The following is a 15,037-nucleotide window of genomic DNA, read 5'->3' as shown; positions in this document are numbered from 1 at the left end:
CGACGACGAAGTGAGCGTACGACGGCACGAGAACGGGTGCCACGACGTCCGAAAACCGCCGACCTCGGGCGGGGTCGCTGGTGTTCGTACAAGTATGGACATCTACACCACGATCGACAGCCCGCTGGGCGAGATCTTGCTCGTGGGGGACGGCACGGCGCTGACCCGCCTGTCGTTCGCCCCGGCTGCCCCGCAGACGGCGGGCCTGCGGCGCGACGACCTCAAGTTCGTGGAGGCGGAGCGGCAGCTCGGCGAGTACTTCGCGGGCGAGCGCACCGCCTTCGACCTGCCGCTCCGGCCGCGCGGCAGTGCGTTCCAGGAACGGGTGTGGACGGAGCTGGCCGGGCTCCCGTACGGGACGACGACCAGCTACGGCGCGCTCGCCGCCCGCATCGGCGCGCCCGCCGACCGGATCCGCGCGGTCGGCGCGGCCGTCGGCGCGAACCCGCTGCTCGTCCTGCTCCCCTGCCACCGCGTCGTCGCCGCCGACGGCGCCCTGACGGGTTACGCGGCCGGCCTGGAGCGCAAGCGCGCGCTGCTCACGCTCGAAGGCGTCCTGCAGCCCCAGCTCTGGAGCACGCTGTGAACGCCGACTGGAACAAGCTCGCGGCCGAGCTGGACGCCTACGGGTGCGCGCTGACGCCGCCCCTCCTCACGCGGGAGGAGTGCGCGGAGATCTCCGGTCTGTACGACGAGACCGCGTTCTTCCGCGCCACCATCGACATGGAGCGCTACCGCTTCGGCGCCGGCCAGTACCGCTACTTCGACCACCCGCTGCCGCCCCTGGTGCGGCGGCTGCGCGCGGAGTTCTACCCCCGGCTGCTGCCGATCGCCAGGGACTGGGCGGCCCGCCTCGGGCAGCCCGCCCCCTGGCCGGACGACTTCGGCGAGTGGCTGGACATGTGCCACCGCGCCGGCCAGACCCGCCCGACGCCGATCCTGCTCCGCTACCGGGAGAACGACTGGAACGCGTTGCACCGCGACCTGTACGGGGACCTGGTGTTCCCGCTGCAGGTGGTGATCGGGCTGGACCGGCCTGGCGAGGACTACACCGGGGGCGAGTTCCTGCTGGTGGAGCAGCGGCCGCGGGCGCAGTCGCGGGGAACGGTCACGTTGCTGCCGCAGGGCCGCGGGCTGGTCTTCACGACCCGCGACCGGCCCGTGCGGTCGTCGCGCGGCTGGTCGGCCGCGCCGGTGCGGCACGGCGTGAGCACCGTACGTTCGGGGCTGCGGCACACGCTCGGCCTCGTCCTCCACGACGCGAAGTGAGCCCTCGCATGACGGGGGTCACGGCTTTCGAGCTGGAGACAGTGGTCGCGCTCGTCCGGGCGCAACGGGCCCGTACCGTCGTGATCGGGCACGGGCGGGAGGCCGCGCCCGTCGCCGAAGCGTTCGCGCGGGCGTGGGACGGGACGGTGCTGGCGGTGGTCGGCTGGCCGGAGGTGGCGGCGTCCTGGTTGCGGCAGGCCAGGCGGTTCACGGCGGGCGAGCCGGACGCGTGGGTGGTGGCGGGTGAGGCGCGCGGATGGGCCGGGATGAGCGAGCGGCTGCGGCGCAGCACGGGCTGGGATCCCGGGCGTACGTACGGGTTCGCGGGGACGGCGGGGGCCGTGGCCATCGCGCCGCCTGGGACACTGGAGGGGATGCGGGGCGCCGGCCGGGACGGGACGGTGTGGCGCATCGGACGTAACGTGATATTTCGGGAAAGTAGCGTGACCTGCCAGGAGAGTCGCGCGATCTGGCAGGACAGTCACGCGACCTTCCAGGAGAGTCGCGTGGCGTTCCAGGACAGTCGCGAGGAGTCACCTCAGGAGCAGCGATCGTGATCCCGCTACCCATGAGGGAGATCGCGCCCGGCGCGGTCCACGTGCCCGGCTGGCTGACGCTCGACGAGCAACGCCACCTCGTCCAGGAATGCCGGGAATGGGCGCGCGGCCCGGTGCCGATGCGGCACACGGTGCTGCCGAGCGGCGGCGTCATGTCCGTCCAGACGGTGTGCCTGGGCTGGCACTGGCGGCCGTACACGTACACGCGCGTCGCGCACGACGTGAACGGCCGCCAGGTGGCCGCCTTCCCCGGCTGGCTGGCCGACCTGGGCCGGCGCGCCCTGGCCGACGCCTACGGGCGTGACGTCCCGTACGAACCCGACACCGCTCTGATCAACTTCTATGACGGCCAGGCCAAGATGGGCATGCACCAGGACAAGGACGAGCGTTCCGACGCCCCCGTGGTGTCGCTGAGCATCGGCGACACGTGCCTGTTCCGCTTCGGCAACACCGGGACGCGCGGCCGGCCGTACACCGACGTGCGCCTCGCCTCGGGCGACCTGTTCGTGTTCGGCGGGCCGTCGCGCTTCGCCTACCACGGCGTGCCGAAGGTCTACCCGGGCACCGGCGACCCCGCCACCGGGCTGACCTCCGGCCGGCTCAACCTCACCCTGCGGGTCACTGGCCTGCGGTGACGTACCCGAACTCGTCGTCCGACAGCGTCCGCCGCAACGTCCGCACCACCCGGGCGGGGTCGTCCTCCGGCCCCTCCACGTAGAACGGCTTCCCGTCGCGGCCGAACGTGACCGCCGACTCCTCCTCCCACTTGCCAAGCAGGTCGGAGCCGAGCGCGAACAGGTCGTGCGGCTCGAACCCGAGCTTGCGCGCGTAGTCCACCGACCCGAACACCAGGTGCCTGGCCAGCTCGATCGGCGCCTCCTGCCAGCCCGGGTACTCGCCGAAGAAGTACTCGCGGAACCGCACCAGGTCACGGTCGTCGAGCACGTCGGGACCGATCACGCTCTTGACGCCCAGGCAGTAGACGTCGGCCAGGTAGCCGCACACGGACAGCCGGTCCCACGTGTGCCGCCGGGCGACGAGCACGGACACCATGCCGCCCACCCCAGAGTTCGGCGCCTCGTCCACCCAGCCGCGCGCCGGATCGAGGCCGAGCCCTTCACTCCACCCCACGTTGATCCAGCACCCGACCACCTCGGCCTCCCCCGGCCCCTCCACCTCGGCGGTCTCGGCGGCGATCGCCCGGACGATCGGCGCCACCACCGACGGCGAGACCTTGAGCGCGCGGGCGATCTCCTTGGGGGACTTGCCCTGCAGGCGCAGCTCGCGTACCTGCTCTTTCAGATCCATGGCGGCAGACTAGCGCCCTGCGGCGGGACGGCGTGGCAGGTCACACCTCCCGACCGGCGACCGGGTGTCGCCGGTGACGGCCCGCGGAGCACACCCGTCAGGCCGGCTTGCACAGCGTGCCGAGGTCCGCGATATCCGCGTTGATGTCCGCGACCACCTGGTTCGGATCGCCGCCGTTCATGCCGCTCAGCCGGAAGTACAGCTCCTGGAACTCGGCGGCCAGCCGGCTGATCTTCTGCCCCACCACTCCCTGCGCGTCGAGGACCGCCCCCATCAGGTCGAGGTAGGCCTGATGAGCCGCCGCCGCCTGGGTGCTGCGGGCGCTCCCGGCATTCCGCCGGTACGCGGCCAGCGCCGCCGCCGCATCGTCACACCCGCCGGGCCGGACCGCCGCCAACGGCGCGGCAGTGCCCACGGCCTCTTGCGTGGGCCGCACGGCGGGCGATCCGGCCGTACCGGGCTCCGCCGTCGGGGTCGGGGTCGGGGTCGGCGTGGTGCTCGGCTCCGTGGATGGTGGCTGTGTGGCGGCCGGGGTCGACTCCACCACGTCGGCCGAGTGCGAGGGCGGGGGCTGCGCAGGTGCGGGCGGCGGCCTCAGGTAGGCGACCAGCGCGATCACGGCGGCGAGCGTCCCGGCCAGAGCGCTCACTGCCGTCCAGTTCGTACGTGAGCTCGCCCCTCCACCCGACGGCGACTGCGCGGATCGGTTCTCCGTCATCTCCTCATCGTCTCCGAGGCGGCCGGGGAACGACGGGAGAACGGCGACGACGGTTATGTGATGCGAACGTGCCGTCGGACCCGCGCTGGCGACACAGCAGTTCAGCCGGTCTTGCGCCAGACGACGGCGTACCGGAAGAGCGGTAGCCGGCGCCACCGCATCCCAGGCAGAACAGCGGAAGCCACCTGCTTCACCTGGGCGTAGGTGTGGGGAAAGGTCATCTGCACGGGTGCCGTGTGGTTCCAGAAGCCGCGAGTGCGTGAGAGGACCTGATGCTGGACGATCCCGGCAAGGTCCATCAGGTAGTCGCGCGGATGCCCGTTCCTGGCGCACCCGATCACGACCAGCGCCCCGCCCGGCGCTGTCAGCGACGCCAGCCTTGTCAGCGCGGCCCCCAGGTCGGGCAGGTGGTGCACGGTGGCGATGGACGTGACGACGTCGAAGTGCCCTTCCGGTAACGGACTGCTCATCACGTCACCCACGACCCAGTCCACGTCCGCGCTCGTCGCCCGGGCCCGGTCCAGGACCTCGGGATCCAGATCGATGGCGGTCACGTGCGGCACCAGTTCCCGTAGCGCGGTCGCCAGCAGCCCATCGCCTGTTCCCACGTCCAGAGCCGTCCGCGCGGCGGGCGCGACGGCCTCCAGGGCCAGGTGGTGGTAGTGCGTGTTGTGATTCCACCGGGCGCGTAGATCGGTCGGCATGCCTGAGATCTTCGCATGCGCGCCCCTCCCGTCCACCTGACGGCGACTGCGGCCCACATCGTGACCGAGCCGCCGAGAGCCTGGTCGGCTCAGCGCTTACATATAAAGATCTTGTACGTGATGCTCATTCGTTGCTGAAGCTCTTGATGTGGTCCACAAGCACCCAGACTGAAGACCAGGGATTTCTCTCGACCAGATTCGCGGCCTCGCCGAACTTCGCCCCAAGGTCCACGGCGCGCGACCGGGCACCTGAATACAGCTCCGCGAACGCATCGAAGCTGATCCGTTTGTTGTAGTCAGGAAGGTGCACTGCTAACTTCGTGCAGGCGTTCGCCGTGGTGAGATAGGCCCGCTGCTCCTGAAAATGCAGGAGCAGCCAGAGCTCGAAGCACGGGTTCGACACCGCGAGCTTGATCCCATACTTGGAAGCCAGTTTCTCGGCCTCCTCAATGCCCGGATGGCACTGCGGAGCCTCCACGTCGAAGACGCACCAGACCTGATCCCCGCGCTGAAAGTCGATCTCGCTCCTGCGCGCCAGACCCGTGTCATTGATCGCGTAGCGGACGATCGAATGCGGGTTTCCCTTCGTGGGCACGACACGAACATCGACGTTCGCCGCCCGCAGGGTGGATCTGAGGCCGCAGAAGTAGATTTTCTCCGTGCCCCTGCCTTCACAGTATATCGAGAGCCTTTTGCGCGGCGGCTTGGGCTTCCCGGATTTCCGATCCAGCGGCCTATTGCCCCGAGGCATGCTCGATATCACCCGCTTGGATGAGCTCAAGGAGGATGGTCTCATCGAAGAACGGCGTGGCACCATAGCGCCCGCGCAGGTAGGAGCGTTCGATGTTGTCCCATCCTTCCCGCACTCTGTACTCCGTCAACGGATACACGCGGGTCCCGCCGGTCTCGTCCTTCTCGGTGAACCAGATCTGATCTCGGTGCAGACGGAACTGCGCCTTCCCGCCCAGCAAGGTGACGTCGTGGGAGTTGAAGAGGAACTGGCCGCCCTTGGTGTTGATGGCCGGATCCTGAAAGAGTCGCACCAGCTCGGCGGTCAGGGATGGGTGCAGTCGCGCGTCCAGCTCGTCCACCACCAAAAGACTGCCGGTGCCCAGAGTCACCAGAATGGGCCCCAGCATGGAGAGCCACGTGCGGGTGCCGGTCGACTCCGAGTTGAAATCCAGCGACTTGGGCCCGGTCGCCGTCCGATGCTGGATTTCGACCTCGCGTGAGACGCTGTCGAGGTTGACACCGGTGTCGTCGATCTCAAGGGCTTGCAGGACACGGTAGAACTTCTCCCGGTCCTCCTTGCTCATCTCCAGCTTCTTGATGCTCATGCCGACCACGCCCAGGTCCGCGAAGTTCAGCAGATCCAGAACGGCTTTACTGTCGTGCCTCTCCAGCAGGTGCAGGCTGGTGCCCAGCCTCGCCTGCTCATTCGCCGTGTTCGCGGAGCGGCACCGCCGGCTGAACCAGCGGTAGATCGGCCGGATGGACTCCAGATTGTTGGCGTACGCGGCCGAGAGGAAGAGACTGTTGTCGCGGACGGCACGCTCGGTCACCTTGCGCTGCCCGGTGAGCGTCGGCCCGAAGCGCATCGGCTCGCCACGGGTTCGCTCGAAGAGCATCCTTCGGCGCTTCTCCGGATATGCGTACAGCCACTCTTCCCGGACGCACATGTCGTCCAGCGAGAAGCCGTAGTTATAGCGCACTCCTTCTGCGACGATATCCACCTCATACTCGCTGGGACGGGCCGGCCCGTCATCGTCGAGCAGGAACGGCCGCCGGGATATCGGACCATCAGGATTCCATTTCTGATGGGAATTCCTGACCGCCCAGCACATGTACTTCAGAGCATCGAGAAGGTTTGATTTGCCCGACGCGTTCGGCCCGAAAACCCCTACCGCCGGCAGGGCGTATCGCCCGGTTTGGCCTGGAATCTCCTGAACGGCGAGATCGTCGTGGCGGTCCATCGCAACCATGCTCAGTTCCTGGCGATCTCGCAGCGATGCATGGTTCGTAGCAGCGAACCTCAAGAGCATGTCGCCCCCTCTTCCGGAAGCCATCGTACGCCTTATGCCCGCTGATTCGTCAATTATTGACGCCAAGGGCCTCGAAACATGGGCGCGAGGGCTGTTTGAGGGGGTGCGCACCACCGCTTCAACCCGTCCGCCCCGCCATCGGGCCGGGCCTCCGACGCCTGACGGCTCCACCTTGCGGAGACAAACGGTGCGGTGCGCTGCCACAGCCCATCCACCTGAAGCATGTCTTCCTGCCCGCAAGAACGGCACATGACGTGCTCACGAAGCACACGACGAGGCGGCCCCCCTGAGCCGGCCCTCCCTCTGCTGTCTTCTGTGCCTTCAGCCAGCGTGCTCAAGGGTGATGACGCCTCGATGGTGGTGTGCCGGCCATGCGGAGATCGGGGCGCGGCCGGGGAGCGCGAGGGGCTGGGAAGCCCCTCGCCCGGGGGTGTGGGGGCTTGCCCCCACAGGGCGCTGCCTGAGCCCCGTCGCGCGTAGCGCGTCCCAGGGAGAAGACGTTGCAGTGCTCCCGGGCCTCCCCGGAATGCGGGTTAGGTGAGGCGGTGGGAGAGCCAGGACAGGGCCAGGGGGTAGCGGTATTCGATGGCTCCGTGGCCGGCCTCGAAGAGCTCGAAGTGCACGCGATCCGCCGGGACCCTCACCGCCTCCAATGCCCGGTGGAAGGAGACCGCGCCGAAGTCGAGGTAGTACTCGTCGCGGCTGCCGGCGTCCACCCAGATCGCGCGCATCGAGCGGAGTGACTCGGCGTGGCGGGGGTCGGCGGCCATGACGACCGGGTCGAGGGAGAGCCAGCGGTCCCACACCTCCGGCACGACCGCGCCGGTGTCGTCGAAGGGGAGGCGGACGATGCCGTCGTCGGAGTAGGCAGCGGCGTAGGCGTACATTTCGAGGAGTTCGAGGTCGCCGTCCTTGGTGCCGGGCAGGCGGCTGCGGAAGTCGGCGAGGAACTTGTCGTACGAGCCGTCGTACATGTCGCGCAACCGGCGGGCCAGCGCGGGGAAGCGGGGGCGGTGGCAGACCTCGAACAGGGCGTCCCCGGCGTGCGTGGCGAGCGCGCCGAACACGTCGGGCGCGAGCATGGCGGTCACCATGGCCCCGTAGCCGCCGCTCGACTTGCCGGTGACGGCGCGGTGGTCGCGGTCGGCGAGGGTGCGGTAGCGGGCGTCGACGAAGGGGACGATCTCGTCACGCAGGTACGAGTGGTAGCGGCCGGTGGCGGGCGAGTCGAGGTACTGGCTGCCGCCGAGGGCGGTCCACGCGTCCACGTACACGACGATGGCGGGCGGGGCGTCGCCGGCGGCGAACATGGCGTCGGCGAGCTCCGGGTACGGCTGGCGGAACGGCGTCCGGTTGAACCACATGCCGACGTGGCCGGAGTAGCCGAGCAGCACGTACATGGCGGGGTAGCGGCGCTCGGGCGAGTCGTCGTACCCGGGCGGCACGTACACCACCAGCGGGCGTTCGTGCGGGTCGCCCAGCGGGTTGCCGCGCAACAGGTCGCTCTCGACGACGTGATGGTCGAGGCGGCCGGCCAGGTCGGCGGACCAAGGCAGCATCGCAGTTCCTTCCGGCGAGCGGGACGTCGAGCCCGCGGGTCTCAGGTTTTCGGCACGTTCAGCCCACGGACGAGGTCACGGTGTCCACGGTTCCCTGCCCGACCGAGCGGCCCGACACCAGGACGAGGGCGAGGTTGCGCAGGTCGGAGATGCGTTCGAGGGGGTCGCCCGCGACGGCGATGAGGTCGGCCCGCTTGCCCGGGTCGAGGCTGCCGGTGACCTCGCCCACCCCGCAGGCGTCGGCGGCGCGGATGGTGGCCATCTCGATGATCTCCGCGTTGCCGTAGCCGACCGACGCGAACGTCTCCAGCCCTCCGACGTACCCGTCGGTGGGGTTGGGGATGTCGCCGACGGCGAACCCGGCGTCCGTGCCGGCGATGACCCGGATGCCGGCGTCGCGCATGGCGGCGACGCCGGCGAGCCAGGCGTCGAGCAGCTGCTGCCCGTGCACCTCGGCGATGCGGGAGATCACGCCGTGCACGGTGGGGCACACGTACGTGCCGCTCGCCGCGACGAGGTCGGCGAGCCGGGCGTCGTACTGGTGGCCGGACGGGGTGAAGAACGAGCAGTGCTCGATCGTGGTGACGCCGGCCTCGACGCTGCTGCGGATGGAGTCGTGCGCGTGGGCGTGGGCGGCGACGTGCTTGCCGCGCGTGGCGGCCTCCTCGACGACCACGCGGAGCTGGCCGGTGGTGTACTGCGGCGTCCAGCTCGGCGGCGCGCCGGGCGTCATGAGGCCGCCGGAGGCCATGACCTTGAGGCAGTCGGCGCCGGCGCGGAGGTTCTCCCTGGCCACGCGGCGGATGGCGGGCTCGTCGTCGGCCTCGCCGCCCATGTACCAGCAGTGGCCGCCGGTGATGGTGATGGGCCGGGTGGCGACCACGAGGTGCGGGCCGACGGCCAGGCCCTCCTCGATCGCGTCGCGCAGCACCACGTCGAGGAAGCCGCGCCCGCCGAGGTCGCGGGCGGTGGTGACGCCGGCGGAGACGAGCTTGCGGGCGTTCTCGGCCATCCGCAGCAGCAGGTGGTGGTCGCTCTCGGAGCTGCGCCGCGTCACCGGGTCGACCTTGTCGTCGAACCCGAGGTGCACGTGCGCGTCCACCATCCCCGGCAGCACGGTGTGGCCGGGCAGGTCGAGCACGTCCCCCGCCTGCCCCGCGCTGCCGCGCGGCCCCACGGAGACGATCTTCGTGCCGTCGACGAGGACCTCCCCGTCCTCGATCGCCTCTCCTGGACGCCCGGTCAGCACCTTGGCGGCGCGAATGATCCGCATGCGTCCCAGACTGCCACCGCCTAAAGGTTGCGAGAAGGGGATCGTAAGCCCCGCCGGTCATCGTGGACCCATCGACAACAAGGAGGGCAGCACGATGACCCAGACCGCCGAGTACGAACTCACCCGCCTCTTCGACGCGCCCCGCGAGCACGTGTGGGCGGCGTGGACGGAGCCCGAGCGGTTCGCCCGCTGGTTCGGGCCGCGCGGGCTGGCCACGCCGGTCGGCCGGATCACGCTCGACACCTGGCCGGGCGGGGTGTGGCGGGCCACGCTGGTCGGCGAGGAGGGGTTCGAGGTGACGCTGGACGGGACGTATCGGGAGGTGGTGGCGCCGGAGCGGCTGGTGTTCACGACGGGGGATCCCGACGATCCCGGTGACGGGCCGGCGTCCGTCGTGACGGTCGGTCTCGCCGACGTGGGCGGCAAGACCGAGATGCGGTTCCACCAGTACGGGGTCAACACCGACCAGGAGCATGCCGAGGGGGCCAAGGCGGGCTGGAACGAGTTCTTCGACCGCCTGGCCGCCTGCCTGAAGTGAGCCGCCTGCCTGAAGTGAGCCGCCTGCCTGAAGTGAGCCGCCTGGCCGCCCGCCTCAAGCGAGCCCGCCTGCTCCCCTGCCGCGAGTGAGCCCGCCTGATCACAGCAGGCTCTGGGCGTCGTCCAGCTTGTAGGTGCCGCCCCGGGCGAACGCCGCCGCGAACGCCTCCTCCCCCAGCGCCTCGCGCGTGCGGGCGGTGACGCGGTGGAGGTCCTCCTGTTCGGCCTCGTTCGGCGAGAGCTGGTAGCTCTCCCTAGCCGCCGCCGCCAGCCCCAGCAGCAGCGCCGACTTCTCGGTGAGCCCCGAGGCGGCGGCCGCGCCCTCCACGGCGCCGATCGTCGTGCGCGGGTCGCCGATGCGCCAGGCGAACGCGAACGCCTCGGCGTGCAACGCCAGGGCGCCGGCCAGGTCGCCGCGCAGCTCGGTGAGCCAGCCCAGCTCGATGAGGGTGTCGGGCAGGTGCAGGGCGGGGTCGCCGTCGGGGTCGCGTGACAGCCCTTCGAGCAGGTGGAGCAGGTGGTGCTCGGCCAGGTCGAGCCGGCCGGCCCGCCGGGCGGCGTAGGCGAGGCCCATCTCGGCCATGGTCGCGCCCTTGTTGTAGCCCTGGACGTTCGCCTGCTTGAGCGCACTGCCGCACAGCTCGATGGCCCGGTCGTACTGGGCGCTCTCCAGCGCCACCCAGCCCAGCCACGCGGTGTGCGTGGCGACCTCCGGCCACAGCCCCAGGTCTTCGGCCATCCGCAGGCCCTCGCCGAACAGCCGGTTGGCCTGCTCGGCGTCGCGCCGCATCTCGGCCAGCGAGGCCAGCCACTCGGTGGCGCGCAGCAGGCCCCACCGGTCACCCAGCTCGGTGAACAGGCGGGCGCTCTCTCCCGCGATGCGCTCGATGGCCTCCTGGTCGCGCAGCGTGAAGGCGTCCATGGCCTGCCGGGTGAGCGCGGTGGCGATGCCCCACCGGTCGCCGAGCTCCCTGAACACGGCCAGCGCCAGCTCCGTCTGCTGCTGCCCGGCCGGCATGTCGTCGGCGTGCAGGCCGACGAAGAGCCTGGCCCTGGCCTGCTCGCCCGGGTCGTCGACGGCGTCGAGGACGGGCTGCCAGTCGGGCTGCTCACCGAGACACAGCGCGAACCCCACCTCCCAGGCCGCCGCCCTGCGCCGCGCGGCCCCGCCATCATCCGCCCCTTCCGGGACGGACAGTGCCTGCGCCATGGCGCGGCGGCCCTCGGCGAGCCTGCCCCGCAGGAACCAGTACCAGGCCAGCGCGTTCACCAGCCGGGCCGCGCTGTGCCCGTCGCCGCGCGCCGCCGCCGTGTCGAGGGCCGCCCGCATGTTGGCCGCCTCCGCGTCGAGCCGCAGCAGCCAGTCGCGCTGCTCGGGCCCGTACAGGCCGGGCTCCGCGCGTACGGCCAGGTCGAGGTAGTGGCGCAGGTGCGCGTCGCGTACGGCGTCGAGCTCGCCCGCGTCGGACATCCGGGCGCGGCAGTACTCCGACACCGACTCCAGCAGCCGGTACCGGACGCCCGTCGGGGCGTCCACGACCACCACCAGCGACCGGTCCACGAGACGGGCCAGTAAATCCAGCACGTCGAGGTCGCCGGCAGCCTGCCCGGCGGCGCAGGCGGACTCGGCGGCGCACACGGACTCGGCCGCCTCCAGCGTGCAGCCGTCGGCGTGCACGGCCAGCCGGCGCAGGACGACGCGTTCGTCCTGCGACAGCAGGTCCCAGCTCCAGTCGATCACGGCGGTGAGCGTCTGCTGCCGGGCCGGCGCGCCGCGCTGCCCGGAGGCCAGCAGCCGGAACCTGTCGTCCAGCCGGTCCACGACGCCCTGCACGCCGAGCGCGCGCACCCTCGTCGCGGCCAGTTCCAGCGCCAGCGGGATGCCGTCGAGGCGCCGGCAGAGCTGCGCGACGGCCTGCGCGTTGCCCGCCTCCAGCCGGAACCCGCGCGCGGACGCGGCGGCCCTGGTCACGAAGAGCCGCACGGCGTCGGAGCGGGCCATGACGGCGAGGTCGGCGCCGGCGGGCACGTCGAGCGGCGGGACGCTCCACAGCACCTCGCCCGCCACGGCCAGCGGCTCCCGGCTGGTCGCCAGGATGCGCAGGCCGGGGCAGCCGCGCAGCAGCACCTCGGCCAGGTCGGCGACCTGCTCGACCACGTGCTCGCAGTTGTCCAGCACGAGCAGCATCCGCCGTGCCTTCAGCACGGCCGCCAGCCGCCCCACCAGCCCGGCCTCGCCGAGGGCGGGGGCGCCGGCCTCCTCCCTGATGTCCAGTGCCGCCATGACGGCCTCCGCCGGCGAGCGGGGCCCCTGGTCGAGCGCGACGAGCCAGGCGCCGTCGGCGAACGTGTCGAGCAGCCGGTCGGCGGCCTCCAGCGCCAGCCGGGTCTTGCCGACGCCGCCGCTGCCGGTGAGCGTGATCAGCCGCTCCTCCTCGACCAGCGCGCACACCTCGGCGAGGGCGTCGTCGCGGCCGATGAGCTTGCTGACGGAGGCGGGCAGGTTGGTGACGGGGCGGTCGGCGGGCACGCTCAGCGCCGGGTCCTGCCCGAGGATCGCCTGGTGCAGCGCGACCAGCTCGGGGCCCGGGTCGAGGCCGAGCTCGTCGGCCAGCCGCTCGCGCAGCTCGCCGAAGCTCGCCAATGCCTCGCTCTGCCGCCCCGCCCGGTAGAGGGCCCGCATGTGGACGGCGCGCAGCCGCTCCCTGAGCGGATGCCGGTTGACCAGGTCGCCCAGCTCGCCCACGAGCAGCCCGTGCTCGCCCAGCTCCAGCCGCGCCTCCGCGTGCTGCTCCAGCGCCGACAGCCGCTGCTCCTCCAGGCGGTGGACGGCCGACCTCGTGTACTCCTCGTCGGCGAAGTCGGCGTACGCCGGGCCCCGCCACAGCGCCAGCGCGTCGGCCAGCAGCCCCGCCTTGACCCTGGGGCTGTCGGCGGCCTCGGCCTTGGCCAGCAGGCCGGCGAAGCGCACGGCGTCGACGGCGCCCTCGTCGGCGCGCAGCAGGTAGCCGGGGGCGCGGGAGACGACGAGGTTCTTCCCGCCGGGCTCGGCGTCCTCGAACGCCTTGCGCAGCTGCGAGACGCGCACCTGCAGCGCGCCCGCCGGGTTGGCCGGCGGCTCCGCGCCCCACAGGTCGTCGACCAGCCGGTCCACCGACACCGGATGCCCCTCGTGGACGAGCAGGTCGACAAGGAGCGCCCGGACCTTGAGCCCGGGAACCGTGACGGTCTCCCCGGCGTCCGTCCAGACGGCCAGCGGGCCCAGCACCCCGAATCGCATGCCCGTCACCTTACGAGAAGCCTCCGACAAACGTGCGGCAGCGGGCGCTTCCCGACCTCACGGATGCAGGACATCGGTTTCCCGGCTTCAGGACGGCGGTTTCCCGGGCGCTTCAGGACGGCGGAGCTTTCCTGGCCGAGCCCCGATAGAGCTCGGCGTCGTAGCGCCGGTCGTTGTCGTCGAGCTTGGCCCGCGCCGCCTCCAGCAGGTCGACGCCGAGGACGTCCGCCAGCCGGACCAGGTAGAGGGTGACGTCGCCGAGTTCCGTGCGCATCCTGGCGAGCGTCTCGGGGTCGGGGTCGCGCGACTCGTCCGCCGTGAGCCACTGGAACTCCGCGACCAGCTCCCCGACCTCGCCCGCCAGCGCCATCGCGAGGTTCTTCGGGGTGTGGAACTGCTCCCACTCCCTGACCCGCGCGAACTCGCGCAGCCGTGCGGCCAGGCACTCCAACTCCGTCGTCACGTCACCCGACCCTACCGAGCCGCGCCGGTATGTTGCCTAGCGTGAATGGGGTCGAACTGTTCCTGCTGGGCCGGACGCTGATGAAGATCGGCGAAGAGGCGATGCCGTCCGAGGGGATCGGTGAGCAGTCCACGAGTGCGCGCACCGTCCTGATCGTCGTGAGCGACCTGCGTGCCCATCCCGAGACGACGGTGGGTGAGATCGCCGCCCGTACGGGGCTGCCGCAGAGCGCGGTGTCGGCGGCCATCGGGCGGCTGCGGTCGGTGGGCGCGGTGATTGCGGAGACCGATCCCCGGGATCGCCGCCGCACGATCATCAGGGAGGCGCCGGAGGTGTCGGAGCGGGTGACGCGGGTGCGCGACACGCCGATCGACGCCGCCGTGGCCGCCGCGTTGCGCACGAACGACCCGCAGCGGGTGCGCGAGACCGTGGTCGCCCTCGAGGAGCTGGCCGACCGTCTCATCCCGCACCTCCGCAAATAATCCATCAACCTTGATACATCAAATCTGATGCATTAGAGTCGCGGCATGACGATGCTGCGCGTGGACGACGCCGACCTCTACTACGAGACCCGCGGCGCCGGGCCGTACCTGCTGATCTCCCAGAGCGGCGAGGGCGACGCCGGCCGAAGCACCGACCTGGCCGACCACCTCACCGACACCCACACCGTGATCACCTACGACCGGCGCGGCCTCAGCCGCAGCACCGGAACGCCCACGAGCATCCGGCAGCACGCCGACGACGTGCACCGGCTGCTCGCCCACCTCACCGACCGGCCCGTCCTCATGCTCGGCCTGAGCCTGGGCGCCTCCATCGGCCTCCACCTGGCCATGCGCCACCCGGAGCAGCTCAGCCTGCTCATCGCGCACGAGCCGGTCTCGCCCTGGCTGCTGCCCGCCCCCGAACGGGACCGGCACCGCGCGGAGCTGGCCGGGATCCGCGACCTCTACCTCGACGCCGGCCTCCCGCCCGCGCTCAAGGAGGTGGCCCGCGTGCTCGGCATCACGGGCGGCGGCGACACCGAGCCCGGCCTCACCCCGCAGCCCATGGACGCCCAGCGCCAGGCCAACTTCGACGTCTTCATCCGCCACGACTTCCAGGCCGTCATCGAGGACGACCTCGACCTGACCGGCTGCCGCGTCCCCGTCCTGCCCGCCGCCGGCCGCACCACCCCGGCCGAGGTGTTCGACCGCCGCTGCGCGGACGAGCTGGCCGCCCTCCTGGGCACGGACGTCGCGACGCTCCCCGGCGGTCACAACGGCAACCTCAGCCACCCGCGTGCCTACGCTGCCCGCCTGCGCGAACTTCTGCCCGCCGCCTGACCACA

At 71.3% G+C, this 15,037-nt stretch carries 16 protein-coding genes; 7 read left to right on the top strand and 9 right to left on the bottom strand.

Going from position 1 to position 15,037, the window contains the following annotated elements:
- Nucleotides 1-94 precede the first annotated feature (94 nt).
- The 4 genes from HCN51_RS08560 to HCN51_RS08545 are packed head-to-tail and all read left to right on the top strand — an operon-like array spanning nt 95 to nt 2,461.
- Nucleotides 95-586, top strand: a complete 492-nt coding sequence (locus HCN51_RS08560; protein WP_168008452.1) for a methylated-DNA--[protein]-cysteine S-methyltransferase — start codon at nt 95-97, stop codon at nt 584-586.
- Nucleotides 583-1,269 carry a 2OG-Fe(II) oxygenase gene (locus HCN51_RS08555; RefSeq protein WP_168008450.1) on the top strand — a complete coding sequence of 229 codons (687 nt, stop codon included), beginning with the start codon at nt 583-585 and terminating at the stop codon, nt 1,267-1,269. The genes HCN51_RS08560 and HCN51_RS08555 overlap by 4 nt, the downstream gene beginning before the upstream one ends.
- A gap of 8 nt (nt 1,270-1,277) precedes the next feature.
- Nucleotides 1,278-1,826 carry a type 1 periplasmic-binding domain-containing protein gene (locus HCN51_RS08550; RefSeq protein WP_206066719.1) on the top strand — a complete coding sequence of 183 codons (549 nt, stop codon included), beginning with the start codon at nt 1,278-1,280 and terminating at the stop codon, nt 1,824-1,826.
- Nucleotides 1,820-2,461: an alpha-ketoglutarate-dependent dioxygenase AlkB family protein gene (locus tag HCN51_RS08545; protein WP_428981530.1), complete on the top strand. Its 642-nt coding sequence runs from the start codon at nt 1,820-1,822 to the stop codon at nt 2,459-2,461. The genes HCN51_RS08550 and HCN51_RS08545 overlap by 7 nt, the downstream gene beginning before the upstream one ends.
- Here HCN51_RS08545 and HCN51_RS08540 read toward each other — a convergent pair.
- The 7 genes from HCN51_RS08540 to HCN51_RS08510 form a co-directional block, all read right to left on the bottom strand.
- Complete coding sequence (locus HCN51_RS08540; protein ID WP_240972594.1) at nt 2,445-3,134, bottom strand: helix-turn-helix domain-containing protein; 690 nt, start codon at nt 3,132-3,134, stop codon at nt 2,445-2,447. The two genes, HCN51_RS08545 and HCN51_RS08540, sit on opposite strands and share 17 nt — an antisense overlap.
- A 97-nt stretch (nt 3,135-3,231) precedes the next feature.
- Nucleotides 3,232-3,852 (bottom strand): hypothetical protein, encoded by a 621-nt coding sequence (locus HCN51_RS08535; RefSeq protein WP_168008448.1) that lies wholly within the window; start codon nt 3,850-3,852, stop codon nt 3,232-3,234.
- A 101-nt stretch (nt 3,853-3,953) separates the two neighbouring features.
- Entirely contained in the window at nt 3,954-4,556 is a 603-nt protein-coding gene (locus tag HCN51_RS08530) for a class I SAM-dependent methyltransferase (RefSeq protein WP_168008446.1), read from the bottom strand.
- A 124-nt stretch (nt 4,557-4,680) separates the two neighbouring features.
- Complete coding sequence (locus tag HCN51_RS08525; protein WP_168008444.1) at nt 4,681-5,307, bottom strand: RloB family protein; 627 nt, start codon at nt 5,305-5,307, stop codon at nt 4,681-4,683.
- The gene (locus tag HCN51_RS08520; RefSeq protein ID WP_168008442.1) at nt 5,291-6,529 is read right to left on the bottom strand and encodes an AAA family ATPase; all 1,239 of its coding nucleotides are present in this window, start codon (nt 6,527-6,529) and stop codon (nt 5,291-5,293) included. The genes HCN51_RS08525 and HCN51_RS08520 overlap by 17 nt, the downstream gene beginning before the upstream one ends.
- Nucleotides 6,530-7,131: 602 nt before the next feature.
- Nucleotides 7,132-8,157: an alpha/beta hydrolase gene (locus tag HCN51_RS08515; protein WP_168008440.1), complete on the bottom strand. Its 1,026-nt coding sequence runs from the start codon at nt 8,155-8,157 to the stop codon at nt 7,132-7,134.
- 58 nt (nt 8,158-8,215) lie between these two features.
- Complete coding sequence (locus tag HCN51_RS08510) at nt 8,216-9,430, bottom strand: metal-dependent hydrolase family protein (protein WP_168008438.1); 1,215 nt, start codon at nt 9,428-9,430, stop codon at nt 8,216-8,218.
- A gap of 94 nt (nt 9,431-9,524) precedes the next feature.
- On the opposite strand from HCN51_RS08510, the gene HCN51_RS08505 reads away from it, so the two are divergent.
- Nucleotides 9,525-9,968 (top strand): SRPBCC family protein, encoded by a 444-nt coding sequence (locus tag HCN51_RS08505; protein WP_168008436.1) that lies wholly within the window; start codon nt 9,525-9,527, stop codon nt 9,966-9,968.
- A 99-nt stretch (nt 9,969-10,067) separates the two neighbouring features.
- On the opposite strand, the gene HCN51_RS08500 is transcribed toward HCN51_RS08505, so the two are convergent.
- Together HCN51_RS08500 and HCN51_RS08495 are read right to left on the bottom strand one after the other, a co-directional pair.
- Nucleotides 10,068-13,247: an AfsR/SARP family transcriptional regulator gene (locus tag HCN51_RS08500; protein WP_168008434.1), complete on the bottom strand. Its 3,180-nt coding sequence runs from the start codon at nt 13,245-13,247 to the stop codon at nt 10,068-10,070.
- A 112-nt stretch (nt 13,248-13,359) separates the two neighbouring features.
- The gene (locus HCN51_RS08495; RefSeq protein WP_168008432.1) at nt 13,360-13,710 is read right to left on the bottom strand and encodes a MazG nucleotide pyrophosphohydrolase domain-containing protein; all 351 of its coding nucleotides are present in this window, start codon (nt 13,708-13,710) and stop codon (nt 13,360-13,362) included.
- Nucleotides 13,711-13,751: 41 nt separating this feature from the next.
- Between HCN51_RS08495 and HCN51_RS08490 the strand changes: the two genes are divergently transcribed.
- Together HCN51_RS08490 and HCN51_RS08485 are read left to right on the top strand one after the other, a co-directional pair.
- The gene (locus tag HCN51_RS08490; RefSeq protein WP_230465555.1) at nt 13,752-14,192 is read left to right on the top strand and encodes a MarR family transcriptional regulator; all 441 of its coding nucleotides are present in this window, start codon (nt 13,752-13,754) and stop codon (nt 14,190-14,192) included.
- A gap of 45 nt (nt 14,193-14,237) precedes the next feature.
- The gene (locus HCN51_RS08485) at nt 14,238-15,032 is read left to right on the top strand and encodes an alpha/beta fold hydrolase (RefSeq protein ID WP_206066717.1); all 795 of its coding nucleotides are present in this window, start codon (nt 14,238-14,240) and stop codon (nt 15,030-15,032) included.
- Nucleotides 15,033-15,037: the final 5 nt, after the last annotated feature.

The organism is Nonomuraea composti (assembly GCF_012034275.1).
In the GTDB taxonomy this organism is placed as follows: domain Bacteria; phylum Actinomycetota; class Actinomycetes; order Streptosporangiales; family Streptosporangiaceae; genus Nonomuraea; species Nonomuraea composti.
This window is presented reverse-complemented; position numbering and strand designations above follow the sequence as displayed.